Origin of the sequence: Paraburkholderia sp. BL17N1, assembly GCF_003634175.1 — a bacterium.
Lineage (GTDB): Bacteria > Pseudomonadota > Gammaproteobacteria > Burkholderiales > Burkholderiaceae > Paraburkholderia.
This window is the reverse complement of sequence record NZ_RBIW01000002.1, coordinates 1,799,945-1,820,218: the sequence shown is the minus strand read 5'-3', so window position 1 is coordinate 1,820,218 and position 20,274 is coordinate 1,799,945. Positions and strand designations below refer to the sequence as shown.

The following is a 20,274-nucleotide window of genomic DNA, read 5'->3' as shown; positions in this document are numbered from 1 at the left end:
TCTCGTCTCGCTTATTGAATGCGCAACGTCGTCACGCGATCGCTCTTGCCGCCTTCGAACGCCTTCGCGTCCGGCTGATACATGCGGAAGTAGCGCGCGGGCGGCAACGCGAACGTGCCCGGCAACGCGAAGCGCACCAGTTGCCGCAGCGTGACCGGTCGGTCGAGCAAGGGCACGGGCTGGTGATACGTCAGCTCGCCCATCTCGTACGACGCCACGCGCTGGAACGGCTGCGGACCGCTGGCGCCGTCCTTCGCGCCCGGCAGACCGTCGATCGACACGCCCCAGCTCGTCGCCTCGACATCGCCGCCCGGCGGCAGCGGCACATCGAGCAAGCCGTAGTGGTAGGCGTTGCCGGAGCGCGGCGTAAGCGTGACTTCGTCGACGTAGAGCGCATTGCTGTCGATCGCTTCGCCCTGCTTCACCACACGCGCGGTGAATGCGGAGCGGCCAAGCTGACTCTCGCTAGCGGCGTCCTTGTTCTTCGGATCGGTCGCGACTTCGACCGGTTCGAGCTTGTAGAAACGCCGCTCGACAGTGATGTTCAAGCGGCTGTCCTCGCTCGTGTGGCTGCGGAACGAGACGAGCGCGTTGACGTCGGTGCGCGCGGCGCCGGCGTCGAGGGTGGTTGGCTGTGCCGCGCCGGTCCACTTGTAAAGCGGCGTGCCGGTCGGCGTCGTGGCGCGGGTCCAGCCCGTGCCTTGCAGCGACGGCAACGACGCGGCAGTCGGATCCGCGCCGAGCGACTTGCGCAGCCACAGCAGCGTCAAGGCGCGATCGAGCGTCGGATAGTCGGCGCTGCTTTTCGCCAGCAATGCCGGGGCATCGGCGGCCGCTCCGCCGTCGCCCGTCATTGCGATGAGGCTTTGCACCAACGGCGCGGGATCGTTCACGAGCGTGAGGCGCGCGGCGCTTGCCGCGGCGTCGAAGCCATCCGGCAACTGTGCGCTCGTGCCGCGCGCCATGCTCGCGATCAACAGCGTCGCCATCTGCTTGCCGCGCGGCGAATCGGCCTGTGCGAACACGATGCTGTCCGACGCGCCGTACGTGCCGCTACGTGCGGGCGCTTTAGCGGTGGTGGCTGCGGCATCGCTCATCAGATCCGCGGCCACACCAGCGACCGGCGTTGCGACCGGCAGGCCCATCTGCTGCATCAACCACAAAGCCAGCGCGCGATGCAACAGCGGCTCTTTCGCGCCGGCGTCGCGATAGACGTCCATGGCGTGCTGCCAGTTGTCCGCGGGCAGGCTGATGCCGAGGCTGCGGCTCGCGAGCCAGTCCGCGTAATACGCGTAGGCCGTAATCAGCGCGCTGCCGCCGGTCGTATCGCCCCACCAGCCGAACGTGCCGCCGACGCCCGCGAGCATGGCCAACCGCTGGCGCTGATTGCGCAACAGCGCTTCAAGCCCTTGCGTCGAGCTCGCATTGTCGCCGTGGCCGATCGCATCGTGCGCGAGCGCCAGCGGAATCAGACGGCTCGACGTTTGCTCGGCGCAACCGTACGGGTAGTTGATCAGATCGTCGGCGACGCGCATGAACTGGCTCTGCGCGCTGCCGATGAAACGCACGCTGACGTCCTGCGCATCTTGCGGCAGATTGAGCGGCTTGTTCGAGCCGTCGAGCGCCACCGTGTTCTGATGCAGATCGAGCCAGCCGCTCGCATCGAGATGAATCGCCGTCTGCAGACGATCGACGTCTTTACCCGCGCTGCGCAGCGACGCGTTGATCACGCCGTCCTTCAGAGCGCCGCTCGGCAAACGCAGATAGTTCGCGCCGCGCTTGAGCGTGACCTTCTGATTGAGCGACAACCCGCCGCCGTCCACCACCCACTGCGCGTCCATATCCGCGTCGGTCTGATTGAAGGCGATCATGTCGATGGCAGGCTGATCGTTCACGCGGAAGTGCGACGGCCCGCTCCACTTCAGATACAGCGCCTTGTCCGAGCGCACGTAAGCAGTGCGTTGACCGACCATGCCATCCGGCGCCGCCGCGCGCACCGTAATGCGCCAGCGCGCCAGCGAATCCGGCATCCTGAACGTCATGGTGGCATGGCCGCTGGCGTCGGTCTTGAGGTTGCCTTTCCACGCGGCCGTGTCCTGATCGTCGCGACGCGGCCGTTCGAGCACCTTCACGCCGCGCTCGTTGTAGTTGGCGCGCTGCGGTCCGCCGGGTGCGCCCTTTAGCGGCGAGCGCGCGAGGTCGTAGGTGATGAACGACAGGCTCGACGAAGTCCGCACGTTATTGCGGCGCGGGTGATAGAAGAAGTCGACGATATTCGGCGCAATTTCCGGCTGCAGCACGTAGACCATTTCATCGACCACGCTCACCGTCAGGTTCGCCGCTTCCGGCTTGCCGTTCAACGTGCTGTCGAAATTCAGCGTGACCGTGTCGCCCGGCCCGTACACGGTCTTGTCGCTCTTCACGTTCAGTTCGATCTGCGGCTGCGCGACCACGATGCCCGCGTTCTGGAACACGTATTCGCCGGCATGCACGTACAGCACCGAGAACGTCATGTTCGGCGCGAAGTCAGCGCCGACCTTGACGCGCGCTTTCCATTGCGACGGCGCCACGCGTTGCAACTGCAACCAGTCGCCGCCCGCCGTAAGCAACGCGCGACGTTCGACGTTGTCGCGTTCGAGTGTGAGCAGCGCGTCGTCCACCGGCATCGGGAACGTGATCAGTGCTTCGGCGGTATCGCCGATCTTGTACTTGTCGCGATCGAACACGATCTCGACGCTGCCCGGAATCGCCTTGAGGCCATCGCCCGCGACCCAGTGGCTGGTGGCGGCGAGCAGGTTGCCCAAGTCGTCCTTGACCGACAACATGTACGAACCCGGCTCATCGAATTGCACCGGGAACGACAGCTTGCCGCCCGCGCTCGCGCCCTTCAGCGTGCCTTCGCCATGCGTTTGCGATTCGAGGCGCGTCCATTCGTATTTCGATGGCGCATGGGAAGCCGGATCGACCGCGCCGAGCGCCTGCAAATCGAAGCTGACCGCTTCCTTCGGTTGCGAGAACGATTTGGCCGTGGTCAACCGATACGGCGTCGCGCCGCGCGCGATCAGCACTTCGCGCGTCACACGCACTTTGTACGCCGCGCCATCTTGTGCGAACAGCGTCAACGCATAGCGGCTCGGTTCGTTCGCGGCAGGCAGCGTGAGGCTCGCGTTACCGTCGCTATCCGTCATCAGTTCCTGCTGGTCGAGCTTGACCGGGAACAGCCCCGCATAACGCAGTTCGCCGCCGACGATCGTCACTTTCTGCGCGCGCAGCGTGACCGAAATCTTGCTGTCGCGCACCGGCTTGCCGTCCGGATAGCGCAACTGGATCTTGCCCTTCAGCGCCTCGCCGGTCGCGTAGTCGGCTTTATCCATCGACAGGTTCACGTCGAAGTGCGGCTTCACATATTCGGCGACGCGAAATGCGCTGCCATACACATCACCGTTGTAATCGAAGCGCAGCGTGTAGCCGCCGGCGGTGGCGTCGGCGGGCAGCGTGAACGCGGTATCCGCGCCGGTGTCGGAGGCGAAATGCACTTTGCTGGTCGCGACCGGCGCGCCGTTCGGATCGAGCACGTCGAGCTTGATATCGGCCTCGGCCGGCGCCGACGATTGCGTCGCGTTCTGGAACGTGCGGCCGATGAACTTCACATGCACCGGATCGCCCGGCCGGTACATCGGCCGGTCGGTCACTGCGTAGATCTTCGTGTTGTAGATCTCGCTGTCGTAATAGAAATTCTCGGAGACGAACACGCCGCCCTGCGGATCGGTGCCGAGCACATAGCTGCGCTCGGGGCTCACGTGTTGCAGCACCAGCGCGCCGTCGCCTCCAGTCGTGCCGCTTTGCAGAACGCCCACGCCGTCGGTCCAGTTCACTTCCGTATTCGCCACCGGCTTGCCGTTATCGCGCCGCGTGGTCCACACCAGCATGCCGCTCGACGCCGCCTTCACGACCGCCACCGTGTCCGACACGAACAGCAGCGTATGCGCGCGATAGTTGCCGATCACCGCCTCGACGATATACAGCCCCGGCGGCAGCTTGCCGACCGGAATCATCACATTGCCTGAGCTGGCTTCGATAAAGTTACTGCTGCTGCCCGCGAGATTCACGCCCTTGGGCGGCTCGATCACTTTCGCGTCCCAGATCGGATAGCGGAAACGCGCGACCATGTCGTAGCCTTTGAGCGGCGCAAATTGCGGGTTCGGCTCGAATTGTGTCGGCTTGCCGGTCTGCTCGCCGAGCTTGAACTGCGGCGCGGCTTCAGTCGCCTTGCTGCGAGTCGCGAAGGACAGCACGCGCTGCCACGCGCGGCGCGCTTCGGTGAACCAGCGGTCCCACAGATACGCGAGCGTATTCGCGAGCCCTTCGCCCTGATAATTCGGCGCGACATTCAGCCGATGCAGATTCTTTTGCGCCTTCAGAAAGTCCAGCGGCCTGGGCACGCGATACACGACGATGTCCGCGCCGCCATAAGCCTGCAACGCGTCCTTGAAATCGCGGCCGGGCGCTTCGAGCCGCACCTGCGCGAGTTGATCGCTGCCGAAGCTCGCGTCCGAGAGCAGGAAGAACGGTTGACCGTCCACTTTCTGCGAGCTGAAGTTGCTCGATGGCGCCGTCTGCAGCGTCGGATTCCCGGCGATGTTGGCATCGGCGGCGGCAGCGGCGCTCGCTGCGTCGTCGTCCGCATAAGCGGCTGGTGCGACGGCGAGCGTCATCACCGCGAACAAGACTGGCAGCAGCGCCGCGAACGTGCATGCCGCGCGACGGTGCGCACTGCCCAACCAACCGCTCGATCGTGTGACGGAAATCATTCGGGTCATGGTGTCAGAAAGTCCAAACGAAACACGCCGACGAAATTCGGATTGCCGTCGAGCGGCTGCCAGCGGGAATCTTTCCATTGCATCAGGTCGGAAACGGCGACGGCGCGCAGACCGGTATCGGTCGGCGTGACGGTGCCTGTGTGATAAGCGATGTAGCGATCCAGCCAGATCATCAGATGCTGGTCGTCGCCCTGGTCGAAGAACAGCAGATCACCGGGCAGGGCCTGGTTCACGTCCTTCGAAACAAAACGGCTGTTGCGTTGAATCAGCGCGATCGCCGATGCGTATGCGCCGGTGGATCCGTCGAGTTGGGTCCAGCGGTTGGCGATCGTGCGCTGCGACGCCGACAATTGCAGTTCGGGCGGCATGCTGCTCGTATCCGCGAGACTGGTCATGCCGTTGGCGCGCAGCCATCGGGTGTCGTGCGGACGGAGCGTCTCGCCGACCGCGAAGCGCACGAGGCCCGCGCAATCGCGTTGGGTCCAGCGCGGCGTCGGTCCGCGCCGCATCTGCTGATCGACGATGCGCGCGAACCACGCGCGAAATGCCGCGGATTGTTGCGGTGAGAGTGCGTCGGGGTCGGCGGATGCGGTGGTACTGGTGAGCGCGTGCGCGCAGGGCGCGAGGGCCGCGATGGCGAACGCGGCAGCCGTGCTCGCGAGCCACGCTCGGCGCGATGTGAGGGCGGCATGCGCAGGCTGCGCAATGGCCACGCGCCGCGCCACGCGCTCAGGCGCGTGCGCCGCCACTACGGCGTCGAATACGCGAAGGCGGCGCACTCAGTCGCCCTCGGTGCCGGGCTGATCCGCGGGCGTATCCGCTGCGCTCGTATTCGAACCAGCATCTGCTTTCGCGCGGTCGAACCACCACTCCATCGGCACCCAGCCCGTCGAGCCGGGCAGATTCTGCGGCAGCGTCAACGAAACTGGCGGGTAGTGAGCGAGCGCGTGCAGCTTCGGCAGGAGATGTGTGCGCGACGCATTGCGGAACACCGCTTCCTGATCCGCCGGCAACGCTGCGCCAGCCTCGCGTTCGATCAGCGCGGCTGCCGACGACGGCGCGAGCGTCAGAATCGTGCGCGGCAGACGTTGCGGCGCGAGCGTGTCGGCGAGCGCCGGGTAGCGCTTGTCGAGCACCGCGAGCGTATCGTCGACGAGGCGGCTGTCCGGCGAGAAAATCAGATAGCCGTGTGCGAGTGCGAGCGTGACCGGGAAATAACGTTCCGCCGACAACTGCGACGCGAACGACGCCTTGCTGCTCACCGCCGTGCCCGACCGCGCGCTCACCGGACGCTGCCACACGGTGACGTCCGCGCCCTGATCGCGCGTGGTGACCGGCAAGCGGCGATAGCCGGAGTCGGCGCCGTCGGCTTTGGCGGCCTTCGCTTCATAGGCGCCGATCACATCGCCGAAAGTCTTGCCGAGCGCGCTCTTCAATGCGGCGATGCCGGCCGCGTCCTGCTGCTTCACGCGCGCGACGAACACCGGCGCGACCAGCGTAGACTTCGCATACCAGCACACCGCCGCGGGGCCGGTCAGCTGATCGCCGATGGCGGCTGCGTTGTCCGCGCCGCCGCCGGCCACTTTGCCCAACAGACCCGAGGCTTCTTTCCAGTCCGCCGGCAAGCTCGTGCAGGCCGCCGCATTGGCCGGCAACGCGTGCCACAGGTCGGCGCCGTTCCACTGCTGCGGCAACTTGCCCGGATCGATCAGCGCCGAGGTCTGCCAGTTCGCCGCAGCGTTGCCGTTGCCATTCGGCGAGAAGTCGAAACGCAGCGCGTCGATACCGGAGAAGAACGCCTGATAACCGAACGACAGGTAATTCGCCGACACCACCAGCCGATGGCCCTTCGGCGCGTCGCCGGACACATCGAGCCGATAGGCATGCGCGGCGTCGTCGCGGCCTGAGGACAGCATCTCGGACACGGCGTCGGCCCGCTCGCTCAGCAAGCCGCCCTTGCCGTCGAGCAGTACGCCGGGCGCGGACAGCACCACCAGGCGATCGTCTTTAGTGGCGAACAGCAGCGTGCGTCCGACCGCCAGCTTCAATGCGTAGACCGGCACGTCGCCGGAAAGCTTGGCCACCTGGCTCAGCTGCGCGTCGCTCGTGGCGACGTTGCCCACGCCTTGCAGCAGCTTGGCGAGGCCGTTGCGATGCATCGACATCGCCCAGTAGCCGAGGCGGCCGTCGGGCGAGCGCCACAGCAGCACGTGCGCGGGTTCGTCGAAGACGCGGCGGATCAGTTCGTCGCGCCAGTCGAGTTGATGTTCGAATGCGAGACGCCGCAGCGCGCCTTCGGCGGACAGGCGCGTATTGCCCGATTCGTAATAGTCGACGAAGTCTTGCGTCAGCACGTCGTGCAGCAGCGGCACGCGCAGGATGTCGCGCGGCAAACGCGACAGCGCTTCGCTGTCGATTACCGCGTCAGGGTGATGAATATCGAGGACGACTTCGCTGTTCTCGGCGACTTTGCGATGACCAAAAGGACGCCACACCGCCTGAATGACCACGCCGGCCACGACCAGAAGACCGGCTACCAGGATTGCAATCTTTTTGCGCGACATCTTCATCTGATTTCTTGTGGTTCGATGCGACGGTATTAACGCGGATGCGCGGTGGATTAAGCCAGCGGGATCAATCTCCGAAGGCAGCGATGATAACCGATATTTTTAACCGGAAACCAACGACGTTTCCTATTTAACAGTGGGACTTTGCTTGAGGAATTTGACAAAAATCGGACACATGCCTGATTAAGGGATTAGGAAACGCTTCCATTGGATGCGACGATTCGATTCGTTTAAAAATGGCGCGAGCCAGTGCGCGCCTATAGGCGGGAACACACGGGACATGGCCTCGACGCTTTGGGTATAGCGCCCGTCGGCTTGCACGGCATTACTCGTCCGGAGCCATTACGCTAAATCCGCTTGATTTAGCGTGCGCGTAAAAAACCCGGCTGCACGCAATGTGCTCGCCGGGTTATTTCAGGCATCGCGATTACTGCTTTGATGCGAGCACCACCTTAGCCGCCGTCAAAAATTCTCAAGCGCCTGCTTCATTCTCCGCACGCCGGTTTCGATATCCGACACGCCGGGCGCGGCAAATGACAAGCGCAGTGCCGACGAATCGATATTGTCTTGATAGAACGCGACGCCCGGCACAAACATCACATTGCGCTCGATACAAGCGCGCAGATAATCGGACGCATTCTGACCGGCCTTCAATCGCGCCCATACGAACATGCCGCCAGCAGGACGATGAAATGCGATCTGGTCTGCCAGTTGTGTGCCGAGCGCATCGCAGAGCGTGCGGCATTTCACAGCGTAAGCGTCGACGATCCGCGGCAAATGCTGCTCCAGCGCACCGCTCGCGAGATACTCCGCGGCGATCGCCTGGGTCCACGGCGAGCTGCACAGATCGACGGTTTGCTTGGCGACCACGCAGCGCCGCAGAATCTCGGCATGCGCGAGCATCCAGCCCACGCGCAAGCCCGGCGCGACGATCTTCGAGAGACTGGAGAAATGCACGACCCAATCGCGCGACCCCGGCACCTGTTCGCTCAGGGCGAGCAGCGAAGGCAACGCCGCACCAGTGAAGCGCAGATCGCCGTAGGGATCGTCTTCGACGATCAGAAAGCGGTGACGCGCCGCCAGCTTCAGCAACGCCGTGCGGCGTTCGAGCGACAAGGTCGCGCCAGTGGGATTCGCGAACGTGGGCACCGTGTACAACAGCTTCGGCGGCCGGCGCAGCGTGCCCGAGTCGAGCAGCGCGGCGAGCGCGTCGATATCGAGGCCGTTCTGATCGACGGGAATCGTGACCACGTCGGCCTCTTGCAGCTTGAGCGCCTGCAAGGTCGCGGGATAAGCGGGCTGCTCGACCAGCACCACGTCGCCGGGCGCGACCATCACGCGCAGCAGCAGATCGAAGCCTTGCTGCGAGCCGGTCGTCACCAGCACGTCCTGCGGCGTGCAAGACACGCCGCGGCGCGCCATCAGGTGCGCGAGTTGTTCTTTGAGGACAGGCAGGCCGTCGGTCGGGCCGTATTGCAGGCAGAGCGTGGTGTGTTGCGCCGCGCGCGATGCAGCGGCATCGAGCCCTTCACGATCGAACAGGTCGCTCGCCGGATAGCCGCCGGCGAACGAGATCATGCCGGGTTGCGCCAGATACTTGAACAGTTCGCGGATCGGCGAACCGGTCGGCGCTTCGAATGCGGGATTGAACGTGAACATGGTGACGGGCCGCTTCTCAGGAAGAAAGATCGTCGCCGATTGTGGCCATCGGCGAGTTGGGCGGCAAACGATATCTACGCACTACGTATTGCGTTTTCCGCATCACCCCGATGCACGCCGCTACACCACATTCTTCTCCACGATGGGCCGGTTTTCCAGCACACGCGCGAAGCTCAGCGAGCCCAGATCGAGCGTCGTATAGCGGCCATGCAGAATCAGTTCGCTGATGCCGCGTCCCGTTGCCGGCCCTTGCTGCAAACCGTGACCGCTAAAACCGTTGGCGAAAATGCAGTTGTCGACATCGGGGTGATAGCCGATGATCGCGTTCTGATCGAGCACGTTGTATTCGTAGTAGCCGGACCAGCAATTCTTCACGCGCAGCGCTTCGAATTGCGGCACGCGATGCGCGAGCGTCGGCCAGATCACGTCGTCGAAGAGTGCGTGATCGACTTCGTCGAGCGGCAGATCGTCGGGGTCGTTATCCGCCGACGGCGACGTACCGCAGATAAACGATTTACCTTCGGGACGGAAGTACACGCCGCTCGGATCGATCAGCAACGGACACCGTTCGAGCTGCCCCGGCGAGCTGACGTTGAAAATACTGCGACGCCGCGCGTAGACCGGAATGTCGATGTCGACCATCTGCGCGACTTTGCGCGACCATGCGCCGGCTGCATTGACCATTACGTCGCAAGCGTAGGTCTCGCCGCTAGCGGTCTGCACTTGCGTGACGCGTTTGCCGTCGCGGTGAATGGCGGTGACGTCGGCGGCGATGTAGCGCGCGCCGAGCGACTGCGCCTTCTTGCGTAGCGCCTGCACGAGTCCATAGCCGTCGAACCAGCCCTCGCCGCTTTCACCGTACGCGCCGGCCACGAGGTCTTCTGTGTTGAGCCAGGGAAAGCGCGCTTGCAATGCGTGCTGGTCGAGCAGGCTGATGTCGGCGCCAAGACTCGTTTGCAGCGCGTGATTCTCGCGCAGCGTGGTCTCGCCGGCCGGTGTTGCGAGAAACAGATAACCGCCTTCGTGCAGATCGATCGACGGTTTGGCGCCCTCGACCTCGAGCCGTTCGCCGATCGAGCGCAAAAACTCGATGCCGTATAGCGACATCTGAATGGAAAGCGGTGTGGAGAATTGCTGACGGATCGACGCCGCCGATAACGCCGACGACGAGCGCGCATAAGTCGGATCGCGTTCGATCACAGTCACGCCGACTGTCGGATCGGACAGTCGCAAGAAATACGCAATCGAGCTGCCGATCACCCCACCGCCGACGATCACGACTTTGGAACTCACGTCTTACTCCACGAGTAGCGTGGCCGCTCGCAAACGCCGGCGGCGCAAACGGATTGCTGAAGAGGTTATGTCAGTTAGCAACGGCGCAGGAATGCGCCGTTGCTTTTGCACCGGTCAAGCGAGCGGTATCAGCCGATATTGAAGTCGATACCCTGCGCGAGCGGCAACGCCGACGAGTAGTTGACCGTATTGGTAGCGCGGCGCATATAGGCCTTCCACGCATCCGAACCCGACTCGCGGCCGCCGCCGGTTTCCTTCTCGCCGCCGAACGCGCCGCCGATTTCCGCGCCGCTCGGTCCGATGTTGACGTTCGCGATGCCGCAGTCGCTGCCCGAGTCGGACAGGAAGCGTTCCGCTTCGCGAAGATCCGTAGTGAATACGCACGACGACAGGCCGTGCACCGCCGCGTTGTTCGCCTCGACTGCGTCGGCGAAATCGCTGTAGCGCAACACGTAGAGAATCGGCGCGAAGGTTTCCTTCAACACCACCGACGTTTGCGACGGCATTTCAACGATAGCCGGACGCACGTAATAGCCGTTTTCATAGCCCTTCACGTCGACGCGCTCGCCGCCGAACACCTTGCCACCTTCGGCCGTGGCCTGCTGCAGTGCTTCCTGCATGCGGCCATACGATTGCTTGTCGATCAGCGGACCCATCAGCGTGCCCTTTTGGAGCGGATTGCCGATCGGCACCTTGCTGTACAACTGCTTCAGACGCTCGATGGTTTTGTCGTACACGCTCTCGTGCACGAACAAACGGCGCAACGACGTGCAACGCTGACCCGCCGTGCCCACCGCCGAAAACAGAATGCCGCGCATGGCGAGTTCGTGATCCGCCGTTTGCGTGACGATGCCCGCATTGTTGCCGCCGAGTTCGAGCAGCGAGCGGCCGAAGCGCTTCGCCACTTCCACGCCGACCGTGCGGCCCATTTCCGTGCTGCCCGTCGCGCTGACAATCGACGCGCGCGGATCGGCCACCAGCTTCGCGCCCACGTCGCGGCCGCCGTTGATCAAGGCGGTAAGGCCGGCCGGCGCGTCGCCGAACTCTTGCAGCGCTTCGCTGAGAATCCGATTGACGGCGAGTGCGGTGAGTGGCGTCTTTTCCGACGGCTTCCAGATCACCGCATTGCCGCAGACCAGCGCGAGTGCCGCATTCCACGACCACACCGCGGCCGGAAAATTGAACGCCGAGATCACGACGCAGGTGCCCATGGGATGCCACGTCTCCGCCATGCGATGCCCCGGGCGCTCCGAGGCGATCGTCAGGCCGTACAGCTGGCGCGACAGACCGACCGCGAAATCGCAGATGTCGATCATTTCCTGCACTTCGCCCAAGCCTTCCTGAAGAATCTTGCCGGTCTCGAGCGTGATGATGCTGCCGAGCGCCTGCTTCTTTTCACGCAGACGGTTGCCGAGCAGACGCACGAGTTCGCCGCGCCGCGGCGCCGGCACGTTACGCCAGGCGGTGTACGCCTCTTTCGCCTGGGCAAGGGCCGTGTCGACTTCCGCCACCGTGTTGCTGGCCACGCGGCCGATGAGTTCGCCGGTGATAGGCGAGTGAACCGCGATGTCGCCGGCTTGCGCCGCGTGGGCGATGCCGAGGTCGGCGAGGATGGTGGAAGCGTCCATGAAAATCCCTTTAATTTCCGATGCGAAACAAGAGTAAGTTCGGAAACTATACACGCGGGCTTTTATGGCGGCAAGGGTATTTGCCCGGAGCGGGCCGGGGCAAAGCCCGCAAAGTCTTGCTGTGCCTATGCAAGTCGGTCCGCCGAATCAATTGTTTCGCGTTTTGGCGAACGTGGGCGTCAACTCACGCCCGCACATCGGCTCTGACACATTAGTTTCTTATTGGAAATACATGACGCCGCCAGAGAGGGCGCCCGGAACGACATCTGGACCGGCAGCTTGATCGTCACCGATCAATGGCGCGCGACTGAACGCCGGCAACTATCGGCCTTAAACGCCCGCCATCAGCCGGTCGACCAGCACACGCGCGAACGGCGGCAGATCCTTGAGGCTGCGCACGCAGATCTTGAGCTTGCGCTCGGCCCAAGGATCGTTCAATCCGACCGTGGCGATCTGCATCGTCTTCCTGTGCCGCAGCGCGACCGATTCCGGCACGATGCCGATGCCCACTCCCGCTTCGATCATCCGGCAAGCGGCTTCGAAGTTGCCGACCTGGATGCGCAGTTTCAGCCGCGCGCCGAGCGCATCGGCGGCACTCGTGATGAACGCGTGGATCGCGCTAGAGGTCGGCAAGCTCACGAAATTGGCCGTGAGCACTTGCGCAAAGTCCACCGACGCCAGACGCGCCATTGGATGATCGCGCGACGTGACCAGCACGAGCCGGTCGTCGCGATACGGCAGCATTTCCAGATGCTCCGCGTGCACGTTGCCCGCGACGATGCCGATATCCGTCGCGCTATCCGCCACACCCTTGACGATTTCACCGCTTAGCACTTCACGCAGATCGATGTTGACATCGGGATGATCGCGCAAGAAATGGCTCAGCACGGCCGGCATGAACTCGCTGATCGCCGTGGTATTGGCCCAGATGCGTACGTGTCCCTTGATGCCTTCGCCGTACTCCTGCATATCGCCGGCCAGATGCTCGACCCGTTCGAGCACGAGCCGCGCGTGATGCACGAAGGCTTCGCCCGCGGGCGTAAGCGTCACGCCCTGGCTGGTGCGATAAAGCAGCTTGAAACCCAGTTGTTCCTCGAGATTCTTGACCCGGTTGCTCGCCGCCGGCGCCGACAGATGCGAACGCTCCGCGGCGCGCGCCAGATTTTGCGTGTCGGCGATATGGATGAGCAGACGCAAGTCCACGAAATCGAAATGCATGATGACGGCCTGGTTGAAGCGCTGCTGGGCGCTCGCAAGACAAAGGCCAATCTTAACCGGGTGTGAAGAAAGTGCCGGACGGTTTCGGCTGAGCCGCCGGTTGCGCCCGCAACTTCGCACATCGCTTTCCCGTATATAGCCAGGCACGACACTTGCTTAATGTTGCGACTCGACAGAGCAAGAACATATGGCAGTTCAGGCCGCCTCCCTGTCACGGCTGGCGCCACGGACACCCGCGGCCCGGTCCAACCGAATATTTCAGGCATAAGCATTATGAGTCGCGTATTACTGGTCGACGACCAACCCGAGGCATTGTCCGCGCTACGCGCCGTGCTGGTCGGCCGTGGTTACACGGTCGCCACGGCGGCGGACGGCGCCGAAGCTTTTGAACGACTGCAACGCACGCGCGTCAGCGCGGTGGTGTGCGACTGGCGCATGCCCAACATGGACGGCGTCGAACTGATCGAATCGATGCAGGCACGCAGTGAACTGGCTTCCGTACCTGTCATTCTGACGAGCGGCAGCGGCGAAGCGCCCGCCTTCCCCGTCAAAGGCTTTCTGAGGAAACCATTCGCGCTGGACAAGCTGCTCTCGTTGCTGGCCGAATGCGAAGGCGACGCGGCGACGCCCGCGGCCTGCTGAGCGCTTCGCGGCCCGCTGGCGAGCGCCGTCGATGCACTCGCTCGCGCGCGTCGCGCACAAAAGCGGGGCACGCGGTGAGTTCGCGAGCGCAGCGGTGCGGCGTCGAGGTGCGGTTACTTTGAAACGCGCTCGCGTCGTAAAGAGCGAATCGACGGACCTCCTCATGCGCTCGATCGGCTACACCGACTTTTCGAACCACTCTCCGCCCGGCGTGAGCTCGGCATCGGGCGAGATGTCCTCTAGCGTCTGCTGACTCGTTTCGATCCGCAGCGCGAGGATCGCCACGCTCAGCAACAGCAGAACGCTGCCGACCATCGTCAGCACGCCGGTCACACCGAAGTGCGTGTACAACAGCAGCGCCACGTATGGCGTCGACATGGAGGCGGCGCGTCCGCAGGTGCCCGCGACACCCGTCCCCCGCAACCGATGCGCGGTCGGAAACAACTCCGGGATATAGCCGAACAATCCCAGCGTGCATACCGTATAGATCGCCGTCACCAGTGCGAACCCCACGATGGAAATCGCCGCCGGCGCCCGCATCTGCACGTACACGAACCCGAGCGCGATTGTCACGAGCGAGAACAGCACAATGCCGTTACGCCGGCCGATCCGGTCCGTGACCAGATACCCGACCACCGCGCCGGCCGGTGCCCCGAACGACATCAGCAGCACGAACCCCAACGATTGCACGATCGTCAGCCCTTCCTTGACGAAGAACGTCGGCAACCACGCGACGAACCCATACAGCGACATGTTGATCGCCATGCAGGTAAGCGCCGCCACCAGCGTGCGGCCGATCATGCCGCGCGCGAACAGCGCAGAGAACGGCGCGGCCGGCACCTCGTGGCTCATCACGCGCGCCACTGCCGGCAACTTGCCGACCCGCGCTTCGACTTGCCGCTCGATCGCCGACACCGTCGCCTCGGCTTCGTCGAGCCGTCCGACCGTTTCCAGCCAGCGCGGCGATTCCGGCATGCGATGCCGCAGAAACCACACGACGAGCGCACCGATCCCGGCGATCGCAAACATATAGCGCCAGCCGAGATGCGGAATCACCCAGTAGCCGATCGCCGTCGCGCCGAGGAGGCCGGAATTGATGATCAACGCGAGCAGCGAAGTCCAGCGTCCGCGCGTGGCCGGCGGCACGAATTCGCACAGCGTCCCGGCCGCCACCACCAATTCCGCGCCGAGCCCCACACCCATGATGAAACGCAGCAGGATCAGCCAGTAGATATTCGGCGCGAAACACGCGGCGATCGACGCGAGACCGAAGATCGCCAGATTCGCCTGATACGAATAGCGCCGGCCGAAGCGGTCGCCGAGATAACCGGACAGACCCGCGCCGATCATCATGCCCATGAAGGTCGCGGAGATGAAAAACGAGCCGAGCCGCAAATCGGTGAAGCCGCTCTTGACCATCGCGGCTAACGCGCCGTTAGCGAGATAGATATCGAATGCGTCGAGGAAGGCGCCTGCGCCGATCAGGCCGAGAATGTTCCAGTGAAAACGGCTGATGGGCAGACGGTCGAGCCGCGCGCCGGAATTGACGGTTGCCAAATTGTGTCTCCTGATGGGTCCGCGCGCGGTTGGACCGCGCGCGCAAAACAGTGATGCATGGCTGTCTTTTTATGACGACGGCTCTTTGCATGGTGTTGAGTCACGCGGCGCGGATGCGTCCCCCCGCGTGACGTCAAGATTGCGTCACGCCGCGTCTTCAGGGAATTGGCATTATTGGAAGCCGATGTTTTGTCGCGGTTAATGGACGGCTCGCGGCTTCGCGTCGGCGATGCGCTTGCCGCACCCTACGCGCCCGCGAGGATCCTCCGCGCCTTCAGGATCACCGGCATATCGACCATCTTGCCGTCGACCGCCACCGCCGCGCCCTGGCTCGTTTCCACTGCGGCAAGGACGCGTTGCGCCCATGCCTTGTCCGCGTCGCTCCACGCGTACGCGCGATGCACCGCATCGATCTGCTTCGGATGAATGCACAGCTTGCCGCCGAAGCCGAAGCGCCGGCCGCGCCGCGCATCGGCTTCGATGGCCTCGATATCGGTGATGATGGTCGGCACGCCGTCCACCGGCGCGCCGATGCCGGCAAGCCGCGAGGCCAGCACGATCTGCGAGCGGAACAGATGCAGTTCCTCGCCGTCGCCGTCGATACCCAGATCGATCTGAAAATCCAGCGTGCCGAACGCGATGCGCTGCACGCGCGGCGCGGCGCACAACACCGCGAGGCTCGCAAACCCACGCGCGGTTTCCACAATCGGCAGCACGCTCAAGGTGGCATGCGCCGTCGCCAGCACGGCTTCAATCTGGTCGCGCGTCTCCGCTTTAGGCAACACGATCCCGGCGACACCCGGCTGTCCTGACAGCGCGGCGACATCCTCGTTGAACCAGGGCGTGTCCGAGCTATTGATGCGCACCCACGCGCGCCGTGATGCATCGCCCGATACAGCGGCTAACACCGCCGCGCGCGCCGCCGGTTTTTCGTCGGGCTGCACGGCATCTTCGAGATCGAGAATCACCGCGTCCGCGCCGGCCGCATGCGCTTTCTCGAAGCGCTCAGGGCGGTTGCCCGGCACGAACAGATAAGAGCGCGGCAGTGCGCCGCTCATGCGGCCACCGTCGCGTCGGACTTTGCTTCAAAGACCGATCCGACCTGCGTTTGTTTCGCGATTTGCCACGCATTGCCGAGCAATCGCGCGGCCTCGCCTTCGGTGGCCGCGCCCGAAAACGCCGCCAGCCGATGCAGCTTGGTGGCGATTTCATCGCGCGACAGCGTATTGCCGGGGTCGCCTTTCGGTTCGTCGACGCGGCCTTTGAACGTGCGGCCGTCGGTGGTCGTGACCGTTACCTTGCCGATCCAGCGCGCGGGATAAGCGGCGTCGACCTCGGCGTCGAAAGCCATCTCGACGTTGTCCCGGAAGGCGGCGATCGCATCCGCGCCGAAACCCTGCTCGAATTCGGTCACGCCCGCATAGCCGTGATGCGCGACGAGCCCCAGCACCGTGCCCATGTTGAACTTTGCCTGATGAACGGTGCGCGGCGTGACGACCGCGCCGAGCACATCGAGCGCGCCCTGATGGACGTGCGCCACGACCTTCGCGATGTCGCGCGGCGCGAGACGGTGTTCCTGCACCACGGCGAGCAACGCGTCGGCGGCGGGATGCGTGTGACGGCAGGCCGCGTGATACTTGAACGACGTCTCCGCCGTCGCCCAGCGGCTACCCAGGCGATCGACCAGACGCGCCGGGTCGGCGTCGCTCGACATGCCCGCCGCCATGCCTTGCGCGCCTTCGAGAATGTGCGTCGCGCCCTTGAAGCCGTCGGCGGCAAGTTGCGCGGCCATCAGTCCGTTGGCCGCCGCCATGGCCGTATGCAGTTGTTTCGAGTCGGCGGCATCGCGCAGAAACTCCCACAGGCCGCTTGCCTGCGTACCCGCCGAGCCGAACGCGTCGAGCATTTGCACCGGCGACAAACCGAGCAACCGTCCCGCTGTCGCGGCCGCCGCGACCGTGCCCGCCGTACCCGTGGTGTGAAACACCTTGTAGTGCGAGCGCCCAAGAAACTCGCCGATGCGGATGCCGACTTCATAGCCCGCGACCGCCGCCGCGATCAAGTCGCGCCCCGACTTGCGATGCGCTTGCGCCAGCGCGAGCGCCACCGGAAACACCACCGTCGCGGGATGAAACACCGAGCCGTTGTGCACGTCGTCCTGTTCGGCGAAGTGCGACGCCGCGCCGTTGATCATCGCCGCGAAATACGGCGTGGTGCGACTGCGGTCGATCAACACTTCGCATGCGCCGTCGTTCGACGCGCCGCCGGCCTGGCGGGCGAAGCGCGCGATCGTCTCGACCGGCCGCGCGCCTTTGCCCGCCAGCGCCGAGCCGAGCCAGTCGACGTAAAGGTTGACGGTGCGCTCCACCACGGCGTGTGGAATGCTGTCGAAGTCGAGTTGAGCGGCAAAGGTGGCAAGCGTCAAACTAGGATGGTCGTTCATGTGAGGTCGCTTCGAGTTCGTTCGGGTCGCCGGCGTGGCGTCGCTTACACGCCTGCACGGGACATATTCAGATCGTGCCGGCGGCTCGCAGCGCGTCGATCCGCGCGCTGTCGTAGCCGAGTTCGCGAAGAATCGCATCGGTATGCTCGCCGAGCGCGGGAACCGGATCCATACGCGGGTCGATATCCGTCGGCAAGCCCGGCGGCAATAACGCGGGCACCATGCCCGCCGGCGTGCCGACCTCATGCCAGCGCTCGCGGGCCTTCAGTTGCGGATGCGCCCATACGTCGCTGAGCGAGTTCATTTGCGCATTGGCAATACCGGCGCTATCCAGCCGCTCGATCACTTGCGCCACGCTCAGCTTCGCAAAAGCCGCGACGATCACCTCGCGCAACGCGTCACGCGCCGACGTGCGTTTCGAGTTCGAATTGAAGCGCTCGTCGGTGGCGAGTTCTGGCTGCATCAACACGCGCTCACAAAAGAGCTTCCATTCGCGCTCGTTCTGCAGACCGAGCATCACCGTCTTGCCGTCGCCGGCCGGGAACGGGCCGTACGGATAGATCGTGGCGTGCGCCGCGCCGGAGAGCGCGGGCGGCGCTTGACCGTCGATCGCGTAATAGAGCGGATAACCCATCCACTCGACCATGCTCTCCAGCATCGACACGTCGATGCGGCAACCTCGCCCCGTGCGGCCACGCAATAGCAGCGCGCTGAGAATGTTCGAGTACGCGTACATGCCCGCCGCGATATCCGCAATCGAGCATCCGGCCTTGGCCGGCTCGCCGGGCGAACCGGTGATCGACAGAAAACCGGATTCACTCTGGATCAGCAGGTCGTAGGCTTTCTTGTCGCGATACGGTCCGTCGGAACCGTAGCCGGAAATATCGCAGACGATCAGCTTCGGATACTTCTTGCTCAGCGTGTCGTAACCGAGACCGAGCCGGTCCGCTGCGCCGGGGGCGAGGTTCTGCACCAGCACGTCCGCGTCGGCGACGAGGGCATCGAGAATCTCCGTCGCGGCAGGCTGCTTCAGATCGAGCGCAAGACTTTCCTTGGAACGATTGGTCCAGACGAAATGCGACGACAGTCCACGCACGCGTTCGTCGTAGCCGCGCGCAAAGTCGCCGACGCCGGGCCGCTCGATCTTGATCACCCGCGCGCCGAGATCGGCGAGTTGGCGCGTGCAGAACGGCGCGGCGATCGCGTGTTCGAGCGTGACGACTTTGATACCGTCGAGTGGTCTCATGTTGTTGGCGCCCGAACGTCAGAACGAACGCGGCAGCCCGAGAATATGCTCGGCCACGTACGAAAGAATCAGATTGGTGGAAATCGGCGCGACCTGGTAAAGCCGCGTTTCACGGAATTTACGCTCGACGTCGTACTCGCAGGCAAAGCCGAAGCCGCCGTGGAATTGCAGACAGGCGTTGGCCGCGTCCCACGACGCATCGGCCGCGAGCAGCTTCGCCATGTTCGCCTGGGCGCCGCACGGTTGATGCGCGTCGAACCGGCGTGCCGCCTCGAAGCGCATCAGGCTGGCCGCCTCGACATTGATGAACGAGCGCGCGATCGGAAACTGCACGCCCTGGTTCTGGCCGATCGGACGGCCGAAAACAATGCGCTCTTTCGCATACTCGGTGACCTTGTCGACGAACCAGTAGCCGTCGCCGATACATTCGGCGGCGATCAACGTGCGCTCCGCGTTCAAGCCGTCGAGGATGTACTTGAAGCCCTGCCCTTCTTCACCGATCAGATTCTCGGCGGGGATTTCGAGGTTGTCGAAGAACAGTTCGTTGGTCTCGTGATTGACCATGTTCAGAATCGGCTGCACGGTCATGCCGTGACCGATCGCTTCGCGCAGATCGACGATAAAGATCGACATGCCCTCGGATTTCTTCTTCACGTCTGCAAGCGGCGTGGTGCGCGCGAGCAGGATCATCAGATCCGAATGCTGCACGCGCGAGATCCACACCTTTTGTCCGTTGATCACATAGCGGTCGCCGCGCCGCTCGGCGGTGGTCTTGATCTTCGTGGTGTCCGTGCCGGTGGACGGCTCGGTCACGCCCATGGATTGCAGACGCAAATCGCCGCACGCGATCTTCGGCAGATACTTGTGCTTCTGCGCTTCGGAACCGTGGCGCAACAGCGTGCCCATGTTGTACATCTGGCCGTGGCAGGCGCCCGAGTTGCCGCCGGCGCGATTGATTTCCTCCATGATGACCGACGCTTCGGTCAGCCCGAGCCCCGAGCCTCCGAAGTCCTGCGGAATCAGCGCGGCCAACCAGCCGGCCTTGGTGAGCGCGTCGACGAAAGCTTCCGGGTAGCCGCGCGCTTCGTCGACTTTGCGAAAGTATTCGCCGGAAAATTGCTGGCACAGATCGCGAACGGCTTCGCGAATGTCCTGAAAGGAATCCTGCTGCGTGGTTTGCATAAACGAATCTCTTGGGGTT

Annotated in this window: 13 protein-coding genes; 1 reads left to right on the top strand and 12 read right to left on the bottom strand. The window is 64.0% G+C overall.

The window, feature by feature from the left end; translation table 11 throughout:
• Positions 1-11: 11 nt before the first annotated feature.
• The 7 genes from B0G82_RS28055 to B0G82_RS28025 all read right to left on the bottom strand — a co-directional run bounded on the left by B0G82_RS28055 (position 12) and on the right by B0G82_RS28025 (position 13,185).
• Positions 12-4,820 (bottom strand): alpha-2-macroglobulin, encoded by a 4,809-nt coding sequence (locus tag B0G82_RS28055; protein ID WP_121309750.1) that lies wholly within the window; start codon positions 4,818-4,820, stop codon positions 12-14.
• Positions 4,817-5,527, bottom strand: coding sequence for a DUF1175 family protein (locus tag B0G82_RS28050; protein WP_121310887.1), 711 nt, complete (start codon positions 5,525-5,527; stop codon positions 4,817-4,819). The genes B0G82_RS28055 and B0G82_RS28050 overlap by 4 nt, the downstream gene beginning before the upstream one ends.
• A 72-nt stretch (positions 5,528-5,599) precedes the next feature.
• Entirely contained in the window at positions 5,600-7,390 is a 1,791-nt protein-coding gene (locus tag B0G82_RS28045; protein ID WP_121309749.1) for a DUF2138 domain-containing protein, read from the bottom strand.
• A 459-nt stretch (positions 7,391-7,849) separates the two neighbouring features.
• Complete coding sequence (locus tag B0G82_RS28040; RefSeq protein ID WP_121309748.1) at positions 7,850-9,046, bottom strand: PLP-dependent aminotransferase family protein; 1,197 nt, start codon at positions 9,044-9,046, stop codon at positions 7,850-7,852.
• A gap of 120 nt (positions 9,047-9,166) precedes the next feature.
• Positions 9,167-10,339: an FAD-binding oxidoreductase gene (locus tag B0G82_RS28035; RefSeq protein ID WP_121309747.1), complete on the bottom strand. Its 1,173-nt coding sequence runs from the start codon at positions 10,337-10,339 to the stop codon at positions 9,167-9,169.
• A gap of 128 nt (positions 10,340-10,467) precedes the next feature.
• On the bottom strand, positions 10,468-11,967 hold the full coding sequence (locus B0G82_RS28030; RefSeq protein ID WP_121309746.1) for an aldehyde dehydrogenase family protein: 1,500 nt from the start codon (positions 11,965-11,967) through the stop codon (positions 10,468-10,470).
• A 330-nt stretch (positions 11,968-12,297) separates the two neighbouring features.
• Complete coding sequence (locus B0G82_RS28025) at positions 12,298-13,185, bottom strand: LysR family transcriptional regulator (protein ID WP_121309745.1); 888 nt, start codon at positions 13,183-13,185, stop codon at positions 12,298-12,300.
• 273 nt (positions 13,186-13,458) lie between these two features.
• Between B0G82_RS28025 and B0G82_RS28020 the strand changes: the two genes are divergently transcribed.
• Positions 13,459-13,827, top strand: coding sequence for a response regulator (locus tag B0G82_RS28020; protein WP_121309744.1), 369 nt, complete (start codon positions 13,459-13,461; stop codon positions 13,825-13,827).
• A 177-nt stretch (positions 13,828-14,004) separates the two neighbouring features.
• Here B0G82_RS28020 and B0G82_RS28015 read toward each other — a convergent pair whose 3' ends face one another.
• The 5 genes from B0G82_RS28015 to B0G82_RS27995 all read right to left on the bottom strand — a co-directional run bounded on the left by B0G82_RS28015 (position 14,005) and on the right by B0G82_RS27995 (position 20,255).
• Positions 14,005-15,384 carry an MFS transporter gene (locus B0G82_RS28015; protein ID WP_121309743.1) on the bottom strand — a complete coding sequence of 460 codons (1,380 nt, stop codon included), beginning with the start codon at positions 15,382-15,384 and terminating at the stop codon, positions 14,005-14,007.
• A gap of 245 nt (positions 15,385-15,629) precedes the next feature.
• The gene (locus tag B0G82_RS28010; protein ID WP_121309742.1) at positions 15,630-16,442 is read right to left on the bottom strand and encodes a CoA ester lyase; all 813 of its coding nucleotides are present in this window, start codon (positions 16,440-16,442) and stop codon (positions 15,630-15,632) included.
• Complete coding sequence (locus B0G82_RS28005) at positions 16,439-17,827, bottom strand: MmgE/PrpD family protein (protein ID WP_121309741.1); 1,389 nt, start codon at positions 17,825-17,827, stop codon at positions 16,439-16,441. Before B0G82_RS28005 ends, B0G82_RS28010 begins: the two co-directional genes overlap by 4 nt.
• A gap of 67 nt (positions 17,828-17,894) precedes the next feature.
• The gene (locus tag B0G82_RS28000; RefSeq protein ID WP_121309740.1) at positions 17,895-19,073 is read right to left on the bottom strand and encodes a CaiB/BaiF CoA-transferase family protein; all 1,179 of its coding nucleotides are present in this window, start codon (positions 19,071-19,073) and stop codon (positions 17,895-17,897) included.
• Positions 19,074-19,091: 18 nt separating this feature from the next.
• Positions 19,092-20,255 carry an acyl-CoA dehydrogenase family protein gene (locus B0G82_RS27995; RefSeq protein ID WP_121309739.1) on the bottom strand — a complete coding sequence of 388 codons (1,164 nt, stop codon included), beginning with the start codon at positions 20,253-20,255 and terminating at the stop codon, positions 19,092-19,094.
• Between the last annotated feature and the right edge of the window lie 19 nt (positions 20,256-20,274).